15 protein-coding genes and 1 tRNA gene are annotated in these 17405 nt (G+C 72.7%); 8 read left to right on the top strand and 8 right to left on the bottom strand.

All coding sequences use genetic code 11. From position 1 onward, the window contains the following. Positions 1–477: 477 nt before the first annotated feature. Positions 478–2277 (bottom strand): AMP-binding protein, encoded by a 1800-nt coding sequence (locus RE027_RS11860; RefSeq protein ID WP_368808476.1) that lies wholly within the window; start codon positions 2275–2277, stop codon positions 478–480. A 140-nt stretch (positions 2278–2417) separates the two neighbouring features. Here RE027_RS11860 and RE027_RS11855 point away from each other — a divergent pair, with 140 nt between their 5' ends. Continuing rightward, positions 2418–3944 (top strand): MFS transporter, encoded by a 1527-nt coding sequence (locus RE027_RS11855; RefSeq protein ID WP_368808475.1) that lies wholly within the window; start codon positions 2418–2420, stop codon positions 3942–3944. A 5-nt stretch (positions 3945–3949) separates the two neighbouring features. On the opposite strand, the gene RE027_RS11850 is transcribed toward RE027_RS11855, so the two are convergent. Together RE027_RS11850 and RE027_RS11845 are read right to left on the bottom strand one after the other, a co-directional pair. Beyond that, positions 3950–5242, bottom strand: a complete 1293-nt coding sequence (locus tag RE027_RS11850) for a DUF2254 domain-containing protein (RefSeq protein WP_368808474.1) — start codon at positions 5240–5242, stop codon at positions 3950–3952. Positions 5243–5307: 65 nt separating this feature from the next. After that, positions 5308–5532 (bottom strand): hypothetical protein, encoded by a 225-nt coding sequence (locus RE027_RS11845; protein ID WP_368808473.1) that lies wholly within the window; start codon positions 5530–5532, stop codon positions 5308–5310. A gap of 156 nt (positions 5533–5688) precedes the next feature. Here RE027_RS11845 and RE027_RS11840 point away from each other — a divergent pair, with 156 nt between their 5' ends. Next, complete coding sequence (locus RE027_RS11840; RefSeq protein WP_368808472.1) at positions 5689–5952, top strand: hypothetical protein; 264 nt, start codon at positions 5689–5691, stop codon at positions 5950–5952. 259 nt (positions 5953–6211) lie between these two features. After that, the gene (locus tag RE027_RS11835; protein ID WP_368808471.1) at positions 6212–6493 is read left to right on the top strand and encodes a hypothetical protein; all 282 of its coding nucleotides are present in this window, start codon (positions 6212–6214) and stop codon (positions 6491–6493) included. A gap of 410 nt (positions 6494–6903) precedes the next feature. Here the strand turns inward: RE027_RS11835 and RE027_RS11830 are convergent. Next, positions 6904–6976, bottom strand: a tRNA-Lys gene (locus RE027_RS11830). Between the two features lie 178 nt (positions 6977–7154). Here RE027_RS11830 and glsA point away from each other — a divergent pair. The 4 genes from glsA (at position 7155) to RE027_RS11810 (ending at position 11633) form a co-directional block, all read left to right on the top strand. Next, on the top strand, positions 7155–9026 hold the full coding sequence (gene glsA / locus RE027_RS11825) for a glutaminase A (RefSeq protein ID WP_368808470.1): 1872 nt from the start codon (positions 7155–7157) through the stop codon (positions 9024–9026). Positions 9027–9069: 43 nt separating this feature from the next. Then, positions 9070–9714 carry a hypothetical protein gene (locus RE027_RS11820; protein WP_368808469.1) on the top strand — a complete coding sequence of 215 codons (645 nt, stop codon included), beginning with the start codon at positions 9070–9072 and terminating at the stop codon, positions 9712–9714. A gap of 284 nt (positions 9715–9998) precedes the next feature. Continuing rightward, on the top strand, positions 9999–10613 hold the full coding sequence (locus RE027_RS11815; RefSeq protein ID WP_368808468.1) for a DUF47 domain-containing protein: 615 nt from the start codon (positions 9999–10001) through the stop codon (positions 10611–10613). 6 nt (positions 10614–10619) lie between these two features. Next, entirely contained in the window at positions 10620–11633 is a 1014-nt protein-coding gene (locus RE027_RS11810; protein ID WP_368808467.1) for an inorganic phosphate transporter, read from the top strand. Positions 11634–11743: 110 nt separating this feature from the next. Here the strand turns inward: RE027_RS11810 and pstB are convergent, their stop codons facing one another. From pstB to pstS, 4 genes are all read right to left on the bottom strand, one after another. Then, positions 11744–12523, bottom strand: coding sequence for a phosphate ABC transporter ATP-binding protein PstB (gene pstB / locus RE027_RS11805; RefSeq protein ID WP_368808466.1), 780 nt, complete (start codon positions 12521–12523; stop codon positions 11744–11746). 45 nt (positions 12524–12568) lie between these two features. Beyond that, positions 12569–13702, bottom strand: coding sequence for a phosphate ABC transporter permease PstA (gene pstA, locus RE027_RS11800; protein WP_368808465.1), 1134 nt, complete (start codon positions 13700–13702; stop codon positions 12569–12571). Then, entirely contained in the window at positions 13702–14658 is a 957-nt protein-coding gene (gene pstC / locus RE027_RS11795; protein WP_368808464.1) for a phosphate ABC transporter permease subunit PstC, read from the bottom strand. The genes pstA and pstC overlap by 1 nt, the downstream gene beginning before the upstream one ends. Positions 14659–14830: 172 nt before the next feature. Next, on the bottom strand, positions 14831–15943 hold the full coding sequence (gene pstS, locus RE027_RS11790) for a phosphate ABC transporter substrate-binding protein PstS (protein WP_368808463.1): 1113 nt from the start codon (positions 15941–15943) through the stop codon (positions 14831–14833). Between the two features lie 307 nt (positions 15944–16250). Here pstS and RE027_RS11785 point away from each other — a divergent pair, with 307 nt between their 5' ends. After that, positions 16251–17399 (top strand): FUSC family protein, encoded by a 1149-nt coding sequence (locus RE027_RS11785; RefSeq protein WP_368808462.1) that lies wholly within the window; start codon positions 16251–16253, stop codon positions 17397–17399. The last annotated feature ends 6 nt before the right edge of the window (positions 17400–17405 follow it).

Here is a 17405-nt window from a genome sequence, read left to right as displayed (position 1 = left end):
CGGGCGCATCGACCGGCCTGACGGCCGGTGGCGAGCAGAGACTCGCCTGTCGGGAGTACCGCCCCCCAGCGGTGCTCCCATTCGGTTCACCCCCCGATGAACCGGTCGCACCGGCACCCCCCGATGCCTGCGTGCACGCAGCCCATCCCCCGATGAACCGCTGTCGGTCCGCCCCCCGGCGGACCAGTTGGTTCCGCCCCATCGGGTGAACCAATTGCCTCCATGGTGGCAGGGTTTCCAGGACCTGTCACGGCCGCCGAAGTCATATTCAAAAGGGTGGACATCGACGTTTATTCATTTATTTGCGCTGGCCACACCGGCGTTGTGGCGGCATCGGGAGGTCCTCGGCATTTATTTGCCCCGGCAAGCGTGGCACGAAGTGGGGACAGCTCGCGCGCGGGATGTCCCCCGTTGGGCGCACGCGCCGGGCCCCGGATGACGCCACGTTGCGCACCCGGCTCCCGGCGCGGGCGCCGGTCAGCCGCGCAGGCCCGGGAAGTCGGCCTCGGTGTACTCGACACCGAGCCCGTCGGCGGGGGGCGCCGCGGCCGCCCCGGTGCGGTCCGCCGCCTGCTCGCGCTCGCGCAGCACCACGCGGCGGATCTTGCCGGAGATCGTCTTCGGCAGGTCGGTGAACTCGACCTTGCGCACCCGCTTGTAGGGAGCGAGGTTCTCCCGGGCGAAGCGCAGGATCTCGCCCGCGAGCTCCCGGGTGGGCTCGGTCCCGGCGGCGAGCACCAGGTAGGCCTTCGGCACGGCGTGCCGGACGGGGTCGGGGGCCGGGACCACGGCCGCCTCGGCGACCGCGGGGTGCTCGATCAGCACCGACTCGAGCTCGAACGGGGAGATCCGGTAGTCGGAGGCCTTGAAGACGTCGTCCGTGCGCCCCACGTAGGTGTAGACGCCGTGCTCGTCCCGGCGGGCGATGTCCCGGGTGTGGTACCAGCCGTCCTGGACCACCTCGGCGGTGCGCTCGGGCTCGTCGATGTAGCCGGCCATGATCCCGGGCGGGTCGTCGTCCACCTTGAGGCAGATCTCGCCCTCCTCGGCGGGCGCGCCCGTCTGGGGGTCGAAGAGCTCGACGACGAAGCCCGGCAGCGGCTTGCCCATGGCGCCCGGGACGACCGGCTGGCCGGGGGTGTTGGCGATCTGCAGCGTGGTCTCGGTCTGCCCGTAGCCGTCCCGGATGGTCACGCCCCACGCGTCCTGGACCCGGCGGATCACCTCGGGGTTGAGCGGCTCGCCGGCGGAGACGGCGGACGTGGGCGGGTCCTGGACGCGGTGCAGGTCGGCCTGGATGAGCATCCGCCACACGGTGGGCGGGGCGCAGAAGCTGGTGACCCCGGCCCGGCCCATCTGCTCCATCAGGCCCACCGCGTCGAAGCGCTCCTGGTTGTGGATGAACACGGTGGCCTCCGCGATCCACGGTGCGAAGAAGTTCGACCACGAGTGCTTGCCCCACCCCGGGGAGGCGATGTTCAGGTGGACGTCCCCCGGACGCAGGCCCATCCAGTAGACGGTGGAGAGGTGGCCGAAGGAGTACGAGTAGTGGGTGTGCTCCACGAGCTTGGCCTGGGACGTGGTCCCCGAGGTGAAGTACAGGAGCAGGGGGTCCCGGGAGCGGGTGACCCCGTCCGGGACGAACAGGGCGTCCGCGTCGGCGGAGTCGGCGTAGGAGTGCACGGACCGTCCGGGCAGCTGCTCGCGGACCGCCGCGACCTCCTCGGCGCCGCCCACCACGACGAGCCCGTAGTCCCCGTCCACCTCGGCGAACTTGGGGGCGTTGGCGGCGTCCGTGACGACCCAGGAGACCCGGCCCCGCCGCACCCGGTCCAGCAGGTCGGCGGGCGGCATCATGACGGCGGTCGGGATCAGCGGAGCCCCCAGCTTCATGCCCGCGAGCTGGGTCTCCCACAGCTCGAGCTGGTTGCCCAGCATCAGCAGGATCCGGTCGCCGCGCCGGACCCCGAGGCCGCGCAGCCAGGTGGCGGTGCGGGAGGACGACTCGGCCAGCTGCGCGAAGGTGCGCCGGAGCTCCGTGCCGTCGGCGCCCACGATCCACAGCGCGTCGCGGGCCCCCCGCCCGGGGTCGCGGGCCACGTGGTCGAACCAGTCCAGGGCGTAGTTGAAGTGCTCCATCCGCGGCCAGCGGAACTCCTCACGGGCCCGGTCGTAGTCCTCGCGCAGCTCCAGGACACGGTCCCGGACCGCCTCGTACTGCGCGGAGACACCGGGGGCGGCGTCGGACATCGCACTCGTGGGAACCGGCTCGACCATCGGGGACCTCTTTCTGACGCTGCGGGCCGGGCGGGCTCGTCCGGCCGACCTTCCCGAGCAGTCTAGCGGCGGGCCTCCCGGGCGCCCTCTGCGAGGATGGAGCCCGCACCTGCCGTCCTGTGAGGAGATCCCGCCCCGCCATGCCCTCCCGAGCCCCCGAAGCCGCCGTGCGCGCCGGCGCCCGCGAGTGGGCGGCCCTCGTGGTCCTGATGCTGCCGGTGCTGCTGATCTCCGTGGACAACACGGTGCTGAACTTCGCGCTGCCGGAGATCTCCCGGGAGCTGCGTCCCACCGGCACGCAGCTGCTGTGGACGGTGGACGCCTATCCGCTGGTGCTGGCCGGCCTGCTCGTGCCGATGGGGTCCCTCGGTGACCGGGTGGGGCGGCGCCGGCTGCTGCTGGTGGGCAGCACCGGGTTCGCGGCCGTGTCCGCGCTGGCCGCGTTCGCGCCCACCGGGGCCGTGCTCGTGGCGGCCCGGGCGCTGCTGGGGCTCTTCGGGTCCATGCTCATGCCCGCCACGCTGTCCCTGCTGCGCAACCTCTTCCACGACCCCACGCAGCGGCGCACCGCCATCGCGGTCTGGGCCACGGGCTTCTCCGCGGGCGGGGCCCTGGGACCCGTCGTGGGCGGGTTCCTGCTGCAGCACTTCTGGTGGGGCTCCGTGTTCCTCATCGCGGTGCCGGTGCTGCTGCCCCTGCTGGTCCTGGCCCCGGTGCTGGTGCCGGAGTCCCGCAACCCGGCGCCGGGACCGGTGGACGTGCCCAGCGCGGCGCTGATCATGACGGCGATGGTCGCGCTCGTCTACGGGATCAAGGACCTCGGCTCGCACGGGCCCACCCCCGTCGTGGCGGGGGCGGTCCTGCTGGCCGCCGCCGCCGGGACCCTGTTCGTGCGCCGCCAGCTGCGGCAGCCGGTGCCGATGCTGGACCTGAGGCTGTTCCGGCACGCGCCGTTCACGGGCGGGCTGGTCAACAACCTGGTGGCCTCGACCACCTTCATCGGCTTCCTCTTCTTCGTCTCCCAGTACCTCCAGCTCGTGGAGGGCATGCCGCCCCTGCAGGCGGGCCTGGCCCTGCTGCCGGGGGCCGCGGTCACGATCGTCTCGGGGCTGCTGGTGGTGCACGTGGTGGGCTTCGTGCCCCCGGCGCTCGTGCTCGGGGGCGGGCTGCTCGTGATGGCCTCCGGCTTCCTGCTGGTGCTGGTCGGGGACCTCTCCGGCGGAGCGGTCCTCGTCGTCGCCCTCGTCGTCATCGGCCTGGGCTCGGGGGCGGCCCAGACGATCGCGGGCGACCTGATCCTCACCGAGGTCGCCCCGGAGCAGGCCGGCGCGGCCTCGGCGATCTCCGAGACCGCCTACGAGCTGGGCGCGGGACTGGGCGTGGCCGTGCTGGGCACGGCGGTCACGGCCAGCTACGTCCACCGGGTGACGCCGCCGCCGGGCCTGGACGCGGAGCAGGCCGCCACCGCGTCCGAGACCCTGGGCGGGGCGGTCGACGTCGCGGCGGCCCTGGACCCGGCGGCGGCCGACGAGCTGCTGGCCTCGGCGGTGGCCGCCTTCGAGGCCGGGGTGCACCTGTCCGCCGGGATCGGCGCCGTCCTGCTGGCCGGGACCTCCGTCGTCGTGGCCCTGCTGCTGCGCCGCGTGCCCCGGCTGCGCCGCAGGTAGCCGGCTCAGCCGCCCAGCCGGGCCGCGACGTGGCGCTCCGCCCGGGCGAGGTCGCGGGGGTTCGGCGCGCTGTCCCGGAACTGCTCGAGCAGCACGTCGACGTGCTCGCGGACCTGCCGCTCCACGGCGGGGTGCACGGTGGCGGACCCGATCCGGGCGGCGAGGTCGACGAGTGCGAACAGGACGCTGACGTGCCCGGTGGCGTGGGGGCGGATCTGGTCGAAGGGCATGTCCACGATCTCGTCGAGTCCCACCACGCCGTACCGGAGGCGGCGCACCCCGTCCACCTGCACCGTGTCGCCGGGCAGCGGGCGGGAGACGGCCGCGACGATCCCCGCCGCGACCTCCTCGATGGCGTTGACCGCGGTGTAGGGGTCGTTCGTGCTCGGCGACAGCGCCCGCACCGCCAGCTCCACGACCTGCTGCTCCGCGAAGCGCACGTCCTGGTCCGCGGAGCGGGAGTCGCCCAGCGCCACGGTGCGCCGCAGCCGGTCCGCCAGCTCCTCCGCCCGGTGCTCGGGCCAGACGCGGAACAGGGGCTCCTCCGGCAGGACGTGGTCGCCCACCCGCGGAACCAGCTCCACGAAGACGTCCTGCTCCGCGGCGAACGAGCCCAGGCGCCCGAAGTTCACGGTGATGACGTAGCCGACGGCGCCCGCGCTGACCTGCCCGCCGCCGCGCCGGCCGCCGGCGGTCCGCACCAGCTCCTCGGGACTCTCCTCCGGGTGCCACCGTTCGATCACGGCCAGCAGACGGCGCCGCACCCCGTGCACGAGGGTGTCCACCTGGACGGAGTCGGCGATGTGGTGGATGAAGTACACGACCAGTGCCACGTCGGCCACGGCCAGCACGACGGCCAGGTTGACCGCCAGGTGCGGGACGAACGGCTGCGCCAGGTCGTCCGAGGCGGAGCGGATCGTGCGCAGCACCAGCAGGCTGTAGATGAAGGTGGAGACGAGCACGCCCAGCACCACCTGGTTGCCGCGGTCCGCCATGAAGTTGCGCACCAGCCGCGGGCCGTACGTGGAACTGGCCGTGGCGACCACCGAGATGGTGATGGAGAAGGCGGTCGCGGCCACCGCGAGCATCGACCCGCCGATGGCCGAGAGCATCCCCCGGGACCCGTCGATGCCCACCGCGTAGAGCCACGAGATCCAGGGCGAGTCCAGGTTCTCGGGCAGCCACCGGTCCACGGCCACCACGGACTGGGCCAGTACCACGGCGGCCACCACGCACACGGCGGGGACGAACCAGAACTTGTTGAACACCCGGGTCCACGAGCCGGACAGCTTCTCCATGGGACCCACCCTAGGAGACGGCCCGGGCACCCGGACGCGGACCCGCCCGCCGGTGCCTCCGTCCGCTACGCGGGACCGTCGGGGCGCCGTTCCTCCGGCCCGTCGTCCCGCCGGAGGAAGCGGAGCACGCGGACCCCGATCACCCCGGCCCAGATCAGCAGGAGCAGGAGGACCAGGACGCTGAACGCCCCGTCCTCCGAGGACCAGGTGAGCAGCTGGCCCCCGATCAGGAGGACCGCGGTCGCCGAGAGGAGGAGGAGGGCGGTCCGCTCGCTGCGCCTGTCGGACATGGTGGCTCCTGCTGTTCGGTGTCCCGGTGCAGGGATCCTCGCACATCACCGGCGCTCCCGTCCCGTCCCGCGGCTCGGGAGATCGGGGCCGGGCCCCTGCGGATCGCCCCCGGCCCGGATACCGTGGAGTGGTCACCGACCGAGAGGACTTTCCGAATGCGCCGGACCATCCCCGCCGCGGCACTGCTCGCCCTCGCGCTGACCGGCTGCGACGACCCCCGGGAGGACGTGACGAACGCCCCCGCGACGTCCCCCGCCGTCTCGCCCACGAGCACCTTCAGCCCGCCACCGCCCGTCACCACCACACCGACACCCGAAGGCCTGCCCAGCGATCCGCAGATCGGGTCCGAGGCGCCGGCCCCGGACCAGCCGGGGCCCGAGTCGGTGCCCACCCCCTCCGAGCAGCTCGAGGCAGGGTAGCCGGCGTCCGGCCCGCCCCGGGCCGAGCCGGACGCCGGCGGGCCTCCCCGCTCCGCCCGGCACGGTGCCCGAGAGCGGGAACCGGGTCGGAGTCGGGGTCGGCGCACGGTGCGGACGCGCGGACACGACGAAAGTGCAGCAGGCGCGGACAGACGTCTACTCCTGGGCTCGCGGAGCAACACACACGGCCCGGTCGCAGACTTCGGCCCGAACATGCAAGACCATGGGAATACCCCCTCTTCCGTGGAAGGCACCCCCCATGCACGAGAACACCGCTCTCGTCCCCCGTCCCCGCTGGGCCACCCGTCAGGAGATGACCGACCCCGAAACGGTCACCAACTCGCGGGAGCTGCCGGCCCGGTCCCTCGCCGGCCCGTCGCCCGTGGCCCTGCTCGAGACGTGGGAAGTCATCACGACCCCGGACGGGACCTACGCCCACCCGGACGGCGTGGTCCTGCACATCGGCCACGAGGCCTGGACCGTGGAGCAGGCCAGGGCGCTGCGCGACCGCATCGGCGAGGCGCTCGGCCTCCTGGAGTAGGCGCGCCCCCCTGGTCTCGGGACGACGCCGCGCGCGACGACGGAGCTCGCCCCGGCACCGCACCCCCGGGACCCGCGCAGAACGAGAACGCCCCCGCCCGGGAGAGGGCGGAGGCGCTTCGCTGCGCCCGGGGCGCATGGTGCGGACCGGGTCCGCCGGGGAACGGACGACCGGGCCGCGGCACCCGCGTGAGCCAGTGCCGACCCTAAAGCTACCAGCCAGTAATCGAGTCGGCCGCACTCCGTGCGGATGCATGGATTACCGGGGAGTCCGGAGGAGGCCCGCGACGCCGGGGAACGGAGGAAGTCCGCGCCGGACGACGCCGCTCCACGGGCAGGGACGGGCGGCCGGGCATGAGGAAGGCCCCCACTCCCCTGCGGTCGCCGGGAAGTGGGGGCCTTCCTGTGCTGTAGGCCCCGTGGGGCTCGAACCCACGACCCATGGATTAAAAGTCCACTGCTCTACCAACTGAGCTAGAGGCCCCCGCCCCGTCGGCAGGCACAGGGCCCGGCCGGTCCGGAGCGGGCACCACTCTACCGCACGGTCCCCGGTGCACCCGGGGACCACCCACGGGGGCAGGGGCCACGAGCACCCGGGACGGCCCGCCTAGAGTGGGCACCAGCACCATGACACCGACCCCGACCCGACCGGAGGACCATCCGTGCCGCACCCGAGCACCGAGGAAGAAGAGCGCGCCGAGACAGGGGTCTTCGGCCCCTCGGCCGTCACCGTGTACCTCGAGCAGGTGGTGGAGCAGCTGCGGGACGAGCGCGGCGGCGCACCGAGCTCCTCCATCCCGGCCCTGGAGCAGGCGGACCCGGAGCCCTTCGGCATCGTCATCGCCACCGCGGACGGCCACGTCTACGAGGCGGGCAGCACGCAGGACGAGTTCAGCCTCCAGTCGATCTCCAAGGCCTTCACCTACGCCCTCGCCCTGTCCGACCTCGGAGCGGAGGCCGTGCACGCGAAGATCGACGTGGAGCCCAGCGGGGACGCCTACAACGAGATCTCTCTGCAGCCCGGGACCGGGCGCCCCGCCAACCCGATGATCAACGCCGGGGCGGTCGCCTCCACGTGGCTGGTCCCGGACAGCGACCGCGACCTGCGCCGGGACCGGATCCGCGAGGCCTACTCGCGCTGCGCGGGCCGGGACCTGGCGATCAGTCCCGAGGTCCTCGCCCAGGAGCACGACGCCGGGGACCGCAACCGCGCCCTCGGCTACCTCCTGGCCTCCGCCGGGATCATCGAGGGAGACCCGGCGCAGGCCCTCGAGGACTACTTCGCCCAGTGCTCCGTGCTGGTCACCTGCCGCGACCTCGCCCTGATGGGCGCGACCCTGGCCAACGCGGGGACCAACCCGCTCACCGGGGACGAGGTCTTCGACGCCGGGACCGTCTCCCGGGTCCTGTCCGTCATGAGCTCCTGCGGGATGTACGACGACGCCGGCGAGTGGATGGTGCGGGTGGGCCTGCCCGCCAAGTCCGGGGTGGGCGGCGGCATCGTGGCCGTCCTGCCCGGCGAGCTCGCGGTGGCCACCTTCTCCCCCGCCCTGGACCGGCACGGCAACAGCGTGCGCGGGGTGCTCGCGTGCGAGCGGCTCTCCCAGGACCTGGACCTGCACTTCACGCACACCGCCCGGGTGGCCCGCTCCACGGTGCGGGCCAGCTACCCGGTCGACCAGTCCCCGTCCCTGGTCCGGCGCAACGCCGAGGCCGAGGCCGTGCTGGCCGAGCACGGGACGGACGCCGTCGTCGTCGAGCTCCAGGGGGACCTGCTGTTCACGGGCACGGAGACCGCGATCCGCACGGTCCGCGACATCGCCTACGAGGCCTCCTACGTGGTGGTGGACCTGCGCCGGGTGGACGTCATCGCCGACTACGCGATCCCGATGCTGGCCCGCACGCGGGAGGAGCTGCACGCTGCGGGGCGGACGGTGGTCGTGGTCGCCAGCGACCCCGACTTCGCCCGGGCCGTCGACGCCGACCCGCCGCTCGAGGTCTTCCCGAGCCGGGCCGCGGCCATCAAGTGGGTCGAGGACGCGCTGCTCGAGGAGCACGGCGGACCGGAGTGCACCCCGTCCCGGGTGAAGCCCGTGGAGTCGGAGCTGTTCTCCCGGCTGGGGCCCGACGACGCCCGCGCGCTGCGGGCGCACACCGTGGAGCGCACGTGGGCGGCCGGGGAGAACATCCTGCGGGCCGGCCAGAACTTCGCCGGCATCCACCTGATCGTCAGCGGGGACGTGTCGATGTCCCTGCGCACGCCGACCGGGGAGCGCGTGGAGCTCCAGGTGCTGGGCCCGGGAATGAGCTTCGGCGAGCTCGCCCTGGGCACCGGCGACAAGCAGCACGTGACCCTCAGCGCCGTCACCGACGTCACCGCCCGGGTGCTGTCCCCGCAGACGCTGACCGGGATCGAGCAGGAGGACCCGGCGCTGGGCCTGCGGCTGTGGAAGGCGCTGGCCCGGGACGGCTTCGAGCGGGCCGACCAGCAGTGGCGGGACGCGGCGGTGCACGCCTCGGCCAGCGACTGGTGAGCAGCGCGTGGCCCGCCGGGGAGCACGGCCGTACCCTGGACGCATGACCGACGTCCCCCGCCACCACAAGCCGGTGAGGTTCTCCCCCGAGAAGTTCGACGCCCACGAGGGCGGCCCGGACCCGGCGCGCGTCTCCGAGGCGGCGCACCTCGCCGCCCACGCCCTCGTCTCGCGCGGCCGGGCCAGCGACGACCCGGAGATCAGCCGGCGGCTCATCGAGCTCACGGACGAGCAGGGCCTGGAGGGCATCGCCGAGATGTGGGCGGAGGCCCCCGCGGTCTCACTCCCCGGGGCGCTGTGGCGGCTCTACGCGCTGCGGGCCGGGGTCCGCCAGGACCCGGTGCGGATGGGCCGCTACTTCGCGGCGGGCCGGAACACCGCGCAGGTCTCCCACGTGGTCGCCGGGGTCGCGGAGCCCCCCGGGGCCGACGAGATCACCACGATGGCGGACACCATCCTGTCCGGGGCGTTCAACGGCGAGTTCGACGTCGCCCTCGACCGGTTCGCGGCCTTCTGCCGCGTGATCGCCCTGGGCCGGATCCGGCTGGCCGACACGGGGCAGCTGCCGGTCGTGGACGCGCGCACGGCCCGGGGCTCGAGCACCGTGGCCCTCACCCAGCGCCTCGAGCGCACCGCGGAGGAGCTCGAGGCCGCTGCGGGCGCCTGGCGCCGGGGGCACCTGGACTGAGCTCCGGCGCACGCCGGGCCGTGCCGGAGCCCACATCCGGCGGACTTGGCCTGCGGGACAGGTCGACTACCATGGAACGCAGGTGCCGGGCCGCGGCAGCCCCGGGCTCCATCTCATAGCCGCCACGAGCGGCCTTCCGCCGAGAGGCGCTCCCGGTCCGGCACCGCCCCTTTCCCTTCCCCGCGTCGTGGCCCAGCGCGGCCGCGGACCGTTCAACCGCCCGGTGTACAGTGAAGCCCGCCGTGCTCCGCGGCGCTGGTCCCGACGCCCAGGATGGTCAACAGATGGCGCTTCGCATCTTCCCGGAGGACGAGCTGGTCCTGGACCTGCTCGCCGACATGTCGGGACAGGTGACGGAGTCCGTCCGGCTCCTCTCCGAGCTGATCGGCTCCCCCCAGGTGGACACCGCGACCCTCGACGCGATCCGCGAGTGCGAGGCCCGGTCGACCGACCTCTACTTCTCCGTCATGACCACGGTGCGCTCCACGTTCGTGATCCCGATCCCCCGGCAGGACGTCTACGTCCTGGGGCACTGGCTCAACAAGGCCGCGGAGGAGCTCCTGGCCGTCGCGGAGGCGCACGTCGCCCACGGCCTCGGCCGGCCGCCCGCGTACGCCACCGACCAGCTCGGGGTCATCGTGCGGATGTCGGAGCTGACCACCCGGGCCATGCGCGACCTCGGCAACCTGCAGGGCCTCGACGACTACTGGTACGAGATGCTGCGGCTCGGCAAGCAGGCGGAGCGGATCCACCAGCTGCACATGGTGCACGTGCTGGAGCACCACAAGGCGGTGCCGGCCCTGCGCCGCCAGCAGACCGCCCACCGTTTCGCGCAGGCCGCCAGGGCGCTGGTGCGCGTGTCCACCGAGGTGGGCCGCATCGTCGTGGCGGAGTCCTGAGCCGCGGTGCTGGTGCTGCTCACGGTCCTGGGCCTGCTCCTCGCCGCCGCCCACACGGTGGTCAACGGGTTCCACGACGCCCCCAACGCCCTCGCCCTGCCCGTGCGCTCCCGGGCCCTGACCCCGAAGGTGGGTCTGGTGCTGAGCGCCCTGGTCAACGCGGCGGGCGTGCTGACCGCCGGCTGGCTGCTGACCGACTGGCTCATCCCGGCGACGCCCGTGCCGCTGAACCACGTGGGCTCGGCCGCGCTGGTGTGCGCGCTGCTGAGCACGATCGCCTGGAACGTCCTCACGTGGTGGCTGGGCATGCCGTCGTCGTCCACGACCGCCCTGCTGGGCGGTCTGCTCGGGGCGATGCTCGGCGCCCACGCGGTGGGCCTGGTCGAGCAGAGCCCCCTGAGCACGACGGTGCTGTCCCACCTGGCCGTCCCCCTCCTGGTCGCGCCCCTGCTGGCCTACGGGATCGCCTGGGCGCTGGTGGTGCCCCTCCTGCACCTCCTGCGCCACTCCGAGCCCGGCACCACGACCTTCCACGCCCAGGTGGCCCAGGCCACCGGCGCCGCGGCCATCTCCTTCGGCCACGGCATCACCCACGGGCGGCGGGCCGTCTGGGTGTTCACCACGCTGCTGCTGTGCGCCGGCCTGCCCGTCGCGCCGCCGGGCCGCGAGCCGTGGATCGTGGTGCTGGTCGCGGCCGGGCTGGCCACGGGGACCCTGTTCGGGGCGTGGCGGATCGCCTACACGCTGTCCTCCCGGATGATCACGATCGACCCCTTCCGCGGCGCCGTGGCCCAGGGCGTGGCCGGCGGGCTGCTGTTCCTGGGCGGGACGCTGATCCCGGTGCCGATGTCCACGTCGCAGACGGCCGCGGCCGCGATCCTCGGGGCGGGGCGGCAGCAGCGCTTCCACACGATCAACCCCCGTGTGGTGCGGCGGGTGCTCCTCGTGTGGCTCGTGACGGTCCCGGTGTGCGGGACCGTCTCCGGCACCCTCCTGCTGGCGCTCTCACCCCTCCTGTAGCGCCTCCGCCGCCGCGCCGCAGCCCAGGCTCCCCGCCTGCGGGCCCCCGACGACGACGGGCGCCGTCCCCCGGTGCGGGGGAACGGCGCCCGTCGTCGTGGCGCGGCGGCTCAGCCGAAGCGGCCGGAGACGTAGTCCTCGGTCTGCTGCTGCTTCGGGTTGCTGAAGATCTCCGAGGTGGGACCGTACTCGATGAGCTTGCCCGGCTTGCCCGTGCCCTGGATGTTGAAGAAGGCCGTCCGGTCCGAGATCCGGGAGGCCTGCTGCATGTTGTGGGTCACGATCACCACGGTGTAGTCCTGCTTGAGCTCGTTGATCAGGTCCTCGATCGCGAGGGTGGAGATCGGGTCCAGCGCGGACGCCGGCTCGTCCATCAGGATGACGTCCGGCTTCACCGCGATCGCCCGGGCGATGCACAGGCGCTGCTGCTGGCCGCCGGAGAGGCCCGACCCCGGCTTGTCCAGGCGGTCCTTGACCTCGTTCCACAGGTTGGCCCCCTGCAGGGAGCTCTCCACCAGGGCGTCCGCGTCGCCCCGGGAGATCCGCTTGCTGTTGAGCTTCACGCCCGCGAGCACGTTGTCGCGGATGGACATGGTGGGGAACGGGTTCGGGCGCTGGAAGACCATGCCGATCATCGAGCGCACCACGACCGGGTCCACACCCGGGCCGTAGAGGTCCTCCCCGTCCAGGAGGACCTGGCCCTCGGCGCGGGCGCCGGGGATGACCTCGTGCATGCGGTTGAGGGTGCGGAGGAAGGTCGACTTGCCGCAACCGGACGGGCCGATGAACGCGGTCACCGACCGGGCGTCGATCCCCATCCGCACGTCCTCCACGGCCAGGAAGTCGCCGTAGTAGACGTTCAGGTTGTCGACGTCGATTCGCTTGGACATGGTGGGTTCCTTGCTACTTTCTCGAGGGCGGTGCGTACGGGCTGATCAGCGGCCGGCGGTCTTGGGCGCGAAGGCGCGTGCGACGAGGCGGGCGATCAGGTTGAGCAGCATCACGATGACGATGAGGATCAGTGCCGCCGCCCACGCCCGCTGCAGGGACGGGTCCGGGTTCGTGGGGGACGTGGGCGTGAGGATCTGGTAGTAGATGTAGGTCGGCAGCGTGGTCATCCAGCCGGAGAACGAGTTCCAGTTGATGGAGGTCGCGAAGCCCGCGGTCACGAGCAGGGGCGCCGTCTCGCCGATCACGCGCGCGATCGCCAGCGTCACGCCGGAGGCGATGCCCGAGATCGCGGTGGGGATGACCACCTTGGTGATGGTCCGCCACTTGCGCACGCCGAGGGCGTAGGAGGCCTCGCGCAGCTCGTTGGGGACGATCTTGAGCATCTCCTCGGTGTTCTTCACCACGGTCGGGATCATCAGCACGGTCAGGGCGACCGCGGCGACGAAGCCGAAGCGGGTGGACGGGCCGAACAGCAGGCCGAACAGCGCCGCCGCGAACAGACCGGCCACGATCGAGGGGATTCCCGTCATGACGTCCACGAAGAACGTGATGGAGCGCCCGAGCCAGGCGCCCTTCGAGTACTCCACCAGGTAGATCGCCGTGAGCAGGCCGATCGGCACGGACATGAGGGTGGCCCAGAACGTGATGGACACGGTGCCGACGATCGCGTGGTAGGCCCCGCCGAGCACCGGGGCCTCCCCCGAGGCCGCGGCGTTGTCCGTCGCGCCGGTGACGCCGTTCATCGAGGTGAGCAGGAGGTTGGCGTTGAGGCCCGGGAGGCCGTTGGCCAGGACGGTCCAGATCACCGAGATCAGGGGCACGACCGCGAGCGCGAAGGCCGTGTAGACGAGGTAGGTCACCAGCGAGTCGGCAGCGTTCCGGGGCCCTTCGACCAGGCTCACGGCGAGCGTCGCGGCCACGAGGAACAGCACGGCCGCGAACACGGCCCAGAGGGCCACGTTGAAGCCGACGAGCGCGGAGAGCGCGGCGCCGGCGACGATCGACGCGACGCCGACGGCGGGCACCAGCCACTTGGGGCGCTGGTTGCTCGTCAGACGGGCCTTGCGCGCGCCGGAGGAGGGCGTCGCGACCGGGGCGCTGGAGGCGGTGTTGAACATCAGTTTGCTCCCGAGAATTCCTTGTAGCGGGCGATGATGGCGCGGGCGATCATGTTCACGACCAGGGTGATCAGGAACAGGATCAGGCCCGCGGCGATCAGCTCGGACAGCCGCAGCCCGTAGGCCTCCGGGAAGTTCAGAGCGATCTCCGCCGCGATGGTCTGGTTGCCGGACTGGATGAGCGAGGCCATCAGCGGTCCGCTGGAGAGCACCAGCGCCACGGCCATGGTCTCGCCCAGCGCTCGCCCGAGGGCCAGCATCACCGAGGAGATGATCCCGGGACGGGCGAAGGGGAGCACCGTCATCCGGATCATCTCCCACCGGGTGGCGCCGAGGGCCAGGGCCGCCTCCTCGTGGAGCTTCGGCGTCTGGATGAAGATCTCCCGGGACATCGCCGTGATGATCGGCAGGACCATGATGGCCAGCACGATCCCGGCCGTGAACATGGTCTTGCCGGTCTGGGAGGCCGGCCCGGAGAAGATCGGGATGAAGCCGAGGTGCTCGGCGGCCCACGTGTAGAACGGCACGAGGGAGGACGCCAGGACCGTGGTGCCCCAGGCGCCGTAGACGACCGAGGGAATGGCCGCCAGGAGGTCGATGATGTAGCCCACCGGCTTCGCGATGCGGGCCGGCGCGTAGTGGGAGATGTACAGCGCCACGAGGATGCCCAGGGGGGTCGCGATGACCAGGGCGATGAGCGCCGCGACGATCGTGCCGATGACCAGGGGCCAGATGTACGAGAAGAAGCCGGCGCCGCCGGAGATCTCCTCCGCGGGCGCCCGGAACGTGGGCAGGGCCTGCAGGGACAGGAACACCGCGACGGCGGCCAGCACCGCGAGGATCAGTACGCCGGCGCCGAGGCTCAGACCGGAGAAGACGGAGTCGCCCGCCTGGCCGCCCGCTGCGGCTCTGCGGAGGCCGGAGGCCGGTTCCTTGGTGGTGACGGTGGTGGACATGTCGGGTGCCCCTTCGATTGCCTGACACGGATTGCGCCGGGACCGGACCGTGTCCCGCCGCGTGGGTCCGGTGAGGCAGCTCACGCTCGAGGCGCCTCACACACAAATGTCCCGTTCGGTGCGGGGCCGGGCCTGAGCCGGTCCCGCACCGAACGGGATCAAGTGGACGGGATCAGCCCGCCGCCGTGATGTTGCTCAGAGCCTCCTGCGCGGAGGTGCGCAGGTTCTCGGACATCGGCGCGGAACCGGCCGAGTCCGCCGCGGCCTGCTGGCCCTCCTCGCTGATCACGTACTCGCCGAAGGCCTTGGCCAGGTCGGCGGTCTCCTGGGAGTCGTACTGGCTGCAGTACAGGTGGTAGGACACGAGCACGATCGGGTAGGAGCCGGACTCGGTGGTGTCGCGCTCGAGGTCCATCGCCATGTCGTACTCGGCGCGGCCCTCGACCGGGGTCGAGGTCTCGACGGCCTTGGAGGCGGCCTCGGAGGAGTACTCGACGTACTCCTCGCCCACGCCCACGGCCACGGTGCCGAGGTCACCGATCGCGGAGGCGTCGGCGTAGGTGATCGCGCCCTCGGTGGAGCTGGTCGAGGAGACCACCCCGGCGGTGCCCTTGTTGTTCTCCGAGGCCCACTGGGAGGGCCAGTTGCCGGAGACCTCCGCGGTCCACACCTCGGGGGCGGCCGCGGCCAGGTACTCCTGGAAGTTCTCGGTGGTGCCGGACTCGTCGTTGCGGTGCACCACGGTGATCGGGGTGTCGGGCAGCTCGGCGTCCGGGTTCTGCTCGGCGATGGCCGGGTCGTTCCAGGTGGTGATCTCGCCGGTGAAGACCTGGGCGATGGTCTCGCCGTCCATGTTCACGGTGTCGAGGCCGGGCAGGTTGAAGGCCACCGCGATCGGGGAGATGTAGGCCGGGATGTGGAAGCCGCCGTCGGGGCCGCAGACCTCCTTGGAGGCCTCGTACTCCTCCTCGTCGAGGTAGGCGTCGGTGCCGGCGAAGTCCGCGCCGCCGGCGGTGAAGGCCTCGCGCCCGGCCCCGGAGCCGTCCGGGGAGTACTGCACCTGCGCCTCGGGGTTGGCTCCCTGGAAGCCGTTCTGCCAGGCCGTCATGGCCGCCTGCTGCGAGGACGCCCCGATGCCGGTCAGCGTGCCCGAGACACCGGCCCCACCCCCGGCGGTCTCCCCGGAGGCGGTCTCCCCCGTGGCGTTGTCGGACCCGCACGCGGTCAGCGCGAGAGCGCCGATGGTGAGGACGGCGGCGGAACGGCCGAACTGGGATGCCTTCACTGTTGCCCCTTCAAAATCACGGTCGTGGCCCGTCGAGGGGCCGTGGTCTTCGGGCGGCAGGGATGGATCCGCGCCCGGCGAGGTGTGAGGTTCGCGAGTCGATGCGGCGCCCCCACACAGGGAGACGCTAGGAATCGCACCTGACCAGCGTGCCCCGGGAAAGTGAACGGAGGGTGAACAGTCCCGGGAAGCCCGGCCCGCTGTCGGCAAGCTCACACGCGGGCCCGGGATCGGGTCCCGCACACGCCCGCCGTCGCCGCCCCGGCGCCCGGCGGGACGGTCCCGGCCGCTCCCCTAGGATGGCCCCATGCAGCCAGGCGACCGTGCGCGAGCCGCGGCCCGCGCGGTGCGCGCCCGCACCCGGGTGGGCCTCACGCGGGTCCGCACGGGGGTGCTCCAGAGCTTCCAGATGACGGTGGCGAGCGTCGGGGCGTACACGATCGCCGAGCACCTGCTGGGCCACTCCGGTCCCATCTTCGCCGCCACGGCCGCCCTGGTCTCCCTGGGCTTCGCGAAGGGCGAGGTCCGCTACCGGCGCGTGCTCGAGGTCTCGATCGGCTGCACCCTCGGCATCGCCGTGGGGGACGCCCTCATCCACGTCCTGGGCGCCGGGGCGTGGCAGGCCGCCGTCGTGCTCATGACCTCCCTGCTGCTCGCCCGCTTCCTCGACAACGGCACGCTGTTCACCACCCAGATGGGTCTGCAGTCCGTGCTGGTGGTCCTGCTGCCGCCCTCCCAGGACGGCGTGTTCGCCCGCTCCGCCGACGCGGTCGTGGGCGGGCTGTGCGCCCTGGCCCTGGCGTACTTCGTGCCCACGGACCCGCGGCGCCAGCCGCGCCAGGACCTGCGGGCGCTCGTCGACGAGTTCGCCGGGGTGCTGCGGGAGGCGAGCCGCGCCGTCGAGGACTACGACGCCACCGCCGCCTGGCACGCCCTCGTGCGCTGCCGCCAGACGCAGCCGCTCGTGGACTCGGTGACCACCGGGCTCAAGGCCTCCCTCGAGATCGTGACGGCCTCCCCGATGTACCGCGGCCGCCGCGCGGAGGTCGAGACGATCGCGCACTCCATCCGCTTCCTCGACCTCGCCGTGCGCAACGCCCGGGTGCTCACCCGCCGGCTCGCGTCGGTGCTCAACCATGTGACCCTCTCCGACGAGGCCGTGGCCTCCCTGACCGATGCCCTCGAGGACCTCGCGGACGCCGTCACCACCCTGGGCAACGCGCTCGCGGTGGCCGCTCCCGGCTCCCGGGAGAGCTATCTGCGCCAGGCCCGCAACCAGCTGGCGAACGTGGCCGGGCGCCTGCACCCCGGCGAGATGGGGGTGCGCACCATGGAGGGCGAGACCCTCGTGCTGGACATGCGCCCCATGGTCGTGGACCTCCTCGAGGCGGCCGGGATGACCCACGAGGAGGCGCGCGACCAGCTCCCCCGGCTCGAGGGCTGGGACCGCGCCTGAGCACCG

Origin of the sequence: Kocuria sabuli (genome assembly GCF_040981185.1) — a bacterium.
GTDB lineage: Bacteria > Actinomycetota > Actinomycetes > Actinomycetales > Micrococcaceae > Kocuria > Kocuria sabuli.
The sequence above is the reverse complement of the archived record's forward strand: the minus strand, read 5'-3'. Positions and strand labels throughout refer to the sequence as shown.

Excerpts from the sequence above, each read along its gene's own strand:
- RE027_RS11815 (WP_368808468.1), top strand. The coding sequence starts at position 9,999 with ATGGCGCTTCGCATCTTCCCGGAGGACGAGCTGGTCCTGGACCTGCTC.
- pstC (WP_368808464.1), bottom strand. The coding sequence starts at position 14,658 with ATGTCCACCACCGTCACCACCAAGGAACCGGCCTCCGGCCTCCGCAGA.
- RE027_RS11785 (WP_368808462.1), top strand. The coding sequence starts at position 16,251 with ATGCAGCCAGGCGACCGTGCGCGAGCCGCGGCCCGCGCGGTGCGCGCC.
- RE027_RS11820 (WP_368808469.1), top strand. The coding sequence starts at position 9,070 with ATGACCGACGTCCCCCGCCACCACAAGCCGGTGAGGTTCTCCCCCGAG.
- pstA (WP_368808465.1), bottom strand. The coding sequence starts at position 13,702 with ATGTTCAACACCGCCTCCAGCGCCCCGGTCGCGACGCCCTCCTCCGGC.
- RE027_RS11860 (WP_368808476.1), bottom strand. The coding sequence starts at position 2,277 with ATGGTCGAGCCGGTTCCCACGAGTGCGATGTCCGACGCCGCCCCCGGT.
- RE027_RS11835 (WP_368808471.1), top strand. The coding sequence starts at position 6,212 with ATGCACGAGAACACCGCTCTCGTCCCCCGTCCCCGCTGGGCCACCCGT.
- RE027_RS11845 (WP_368808473.1), bottom strand. The coding sequence starts at position 5,532 with ATGTCCGACAGGCGCAGCGAGCGGACCGCCCTCCTCCTCCTCTCGGCG.
- pstB (WP_368808466.1), bottom strand. The coding sequence starts at position 12,523 with ATGTCCAAGCGAATCGACGTCGACAACCTGAACGTCTACTACGGCGAC.
- RE027_RS11855 (WP_368808475.1), top strand. The coding sequence starts at position 2,418 with ATGCCCTCCCGAGCCCCCGAAGCCGCCGTGCGCGCCGGCGCCCGCGAG.
- RE027_RS11850 (WP_368808474.1), bottom strand. The coding sequence starts at position 5,242 with ATGGAGAAGCTGTCCGGCTCGTGGACCCGGGTGTTCAACAAGTTCTGG.
- RE027_RS11840 (WP_368808472.1), top strand. The coding sequence starts at position 5,689 with ATGCGCCGGACCATCCCCGCCGCGGCACTGCTCGCCCTCGCGCTGACC.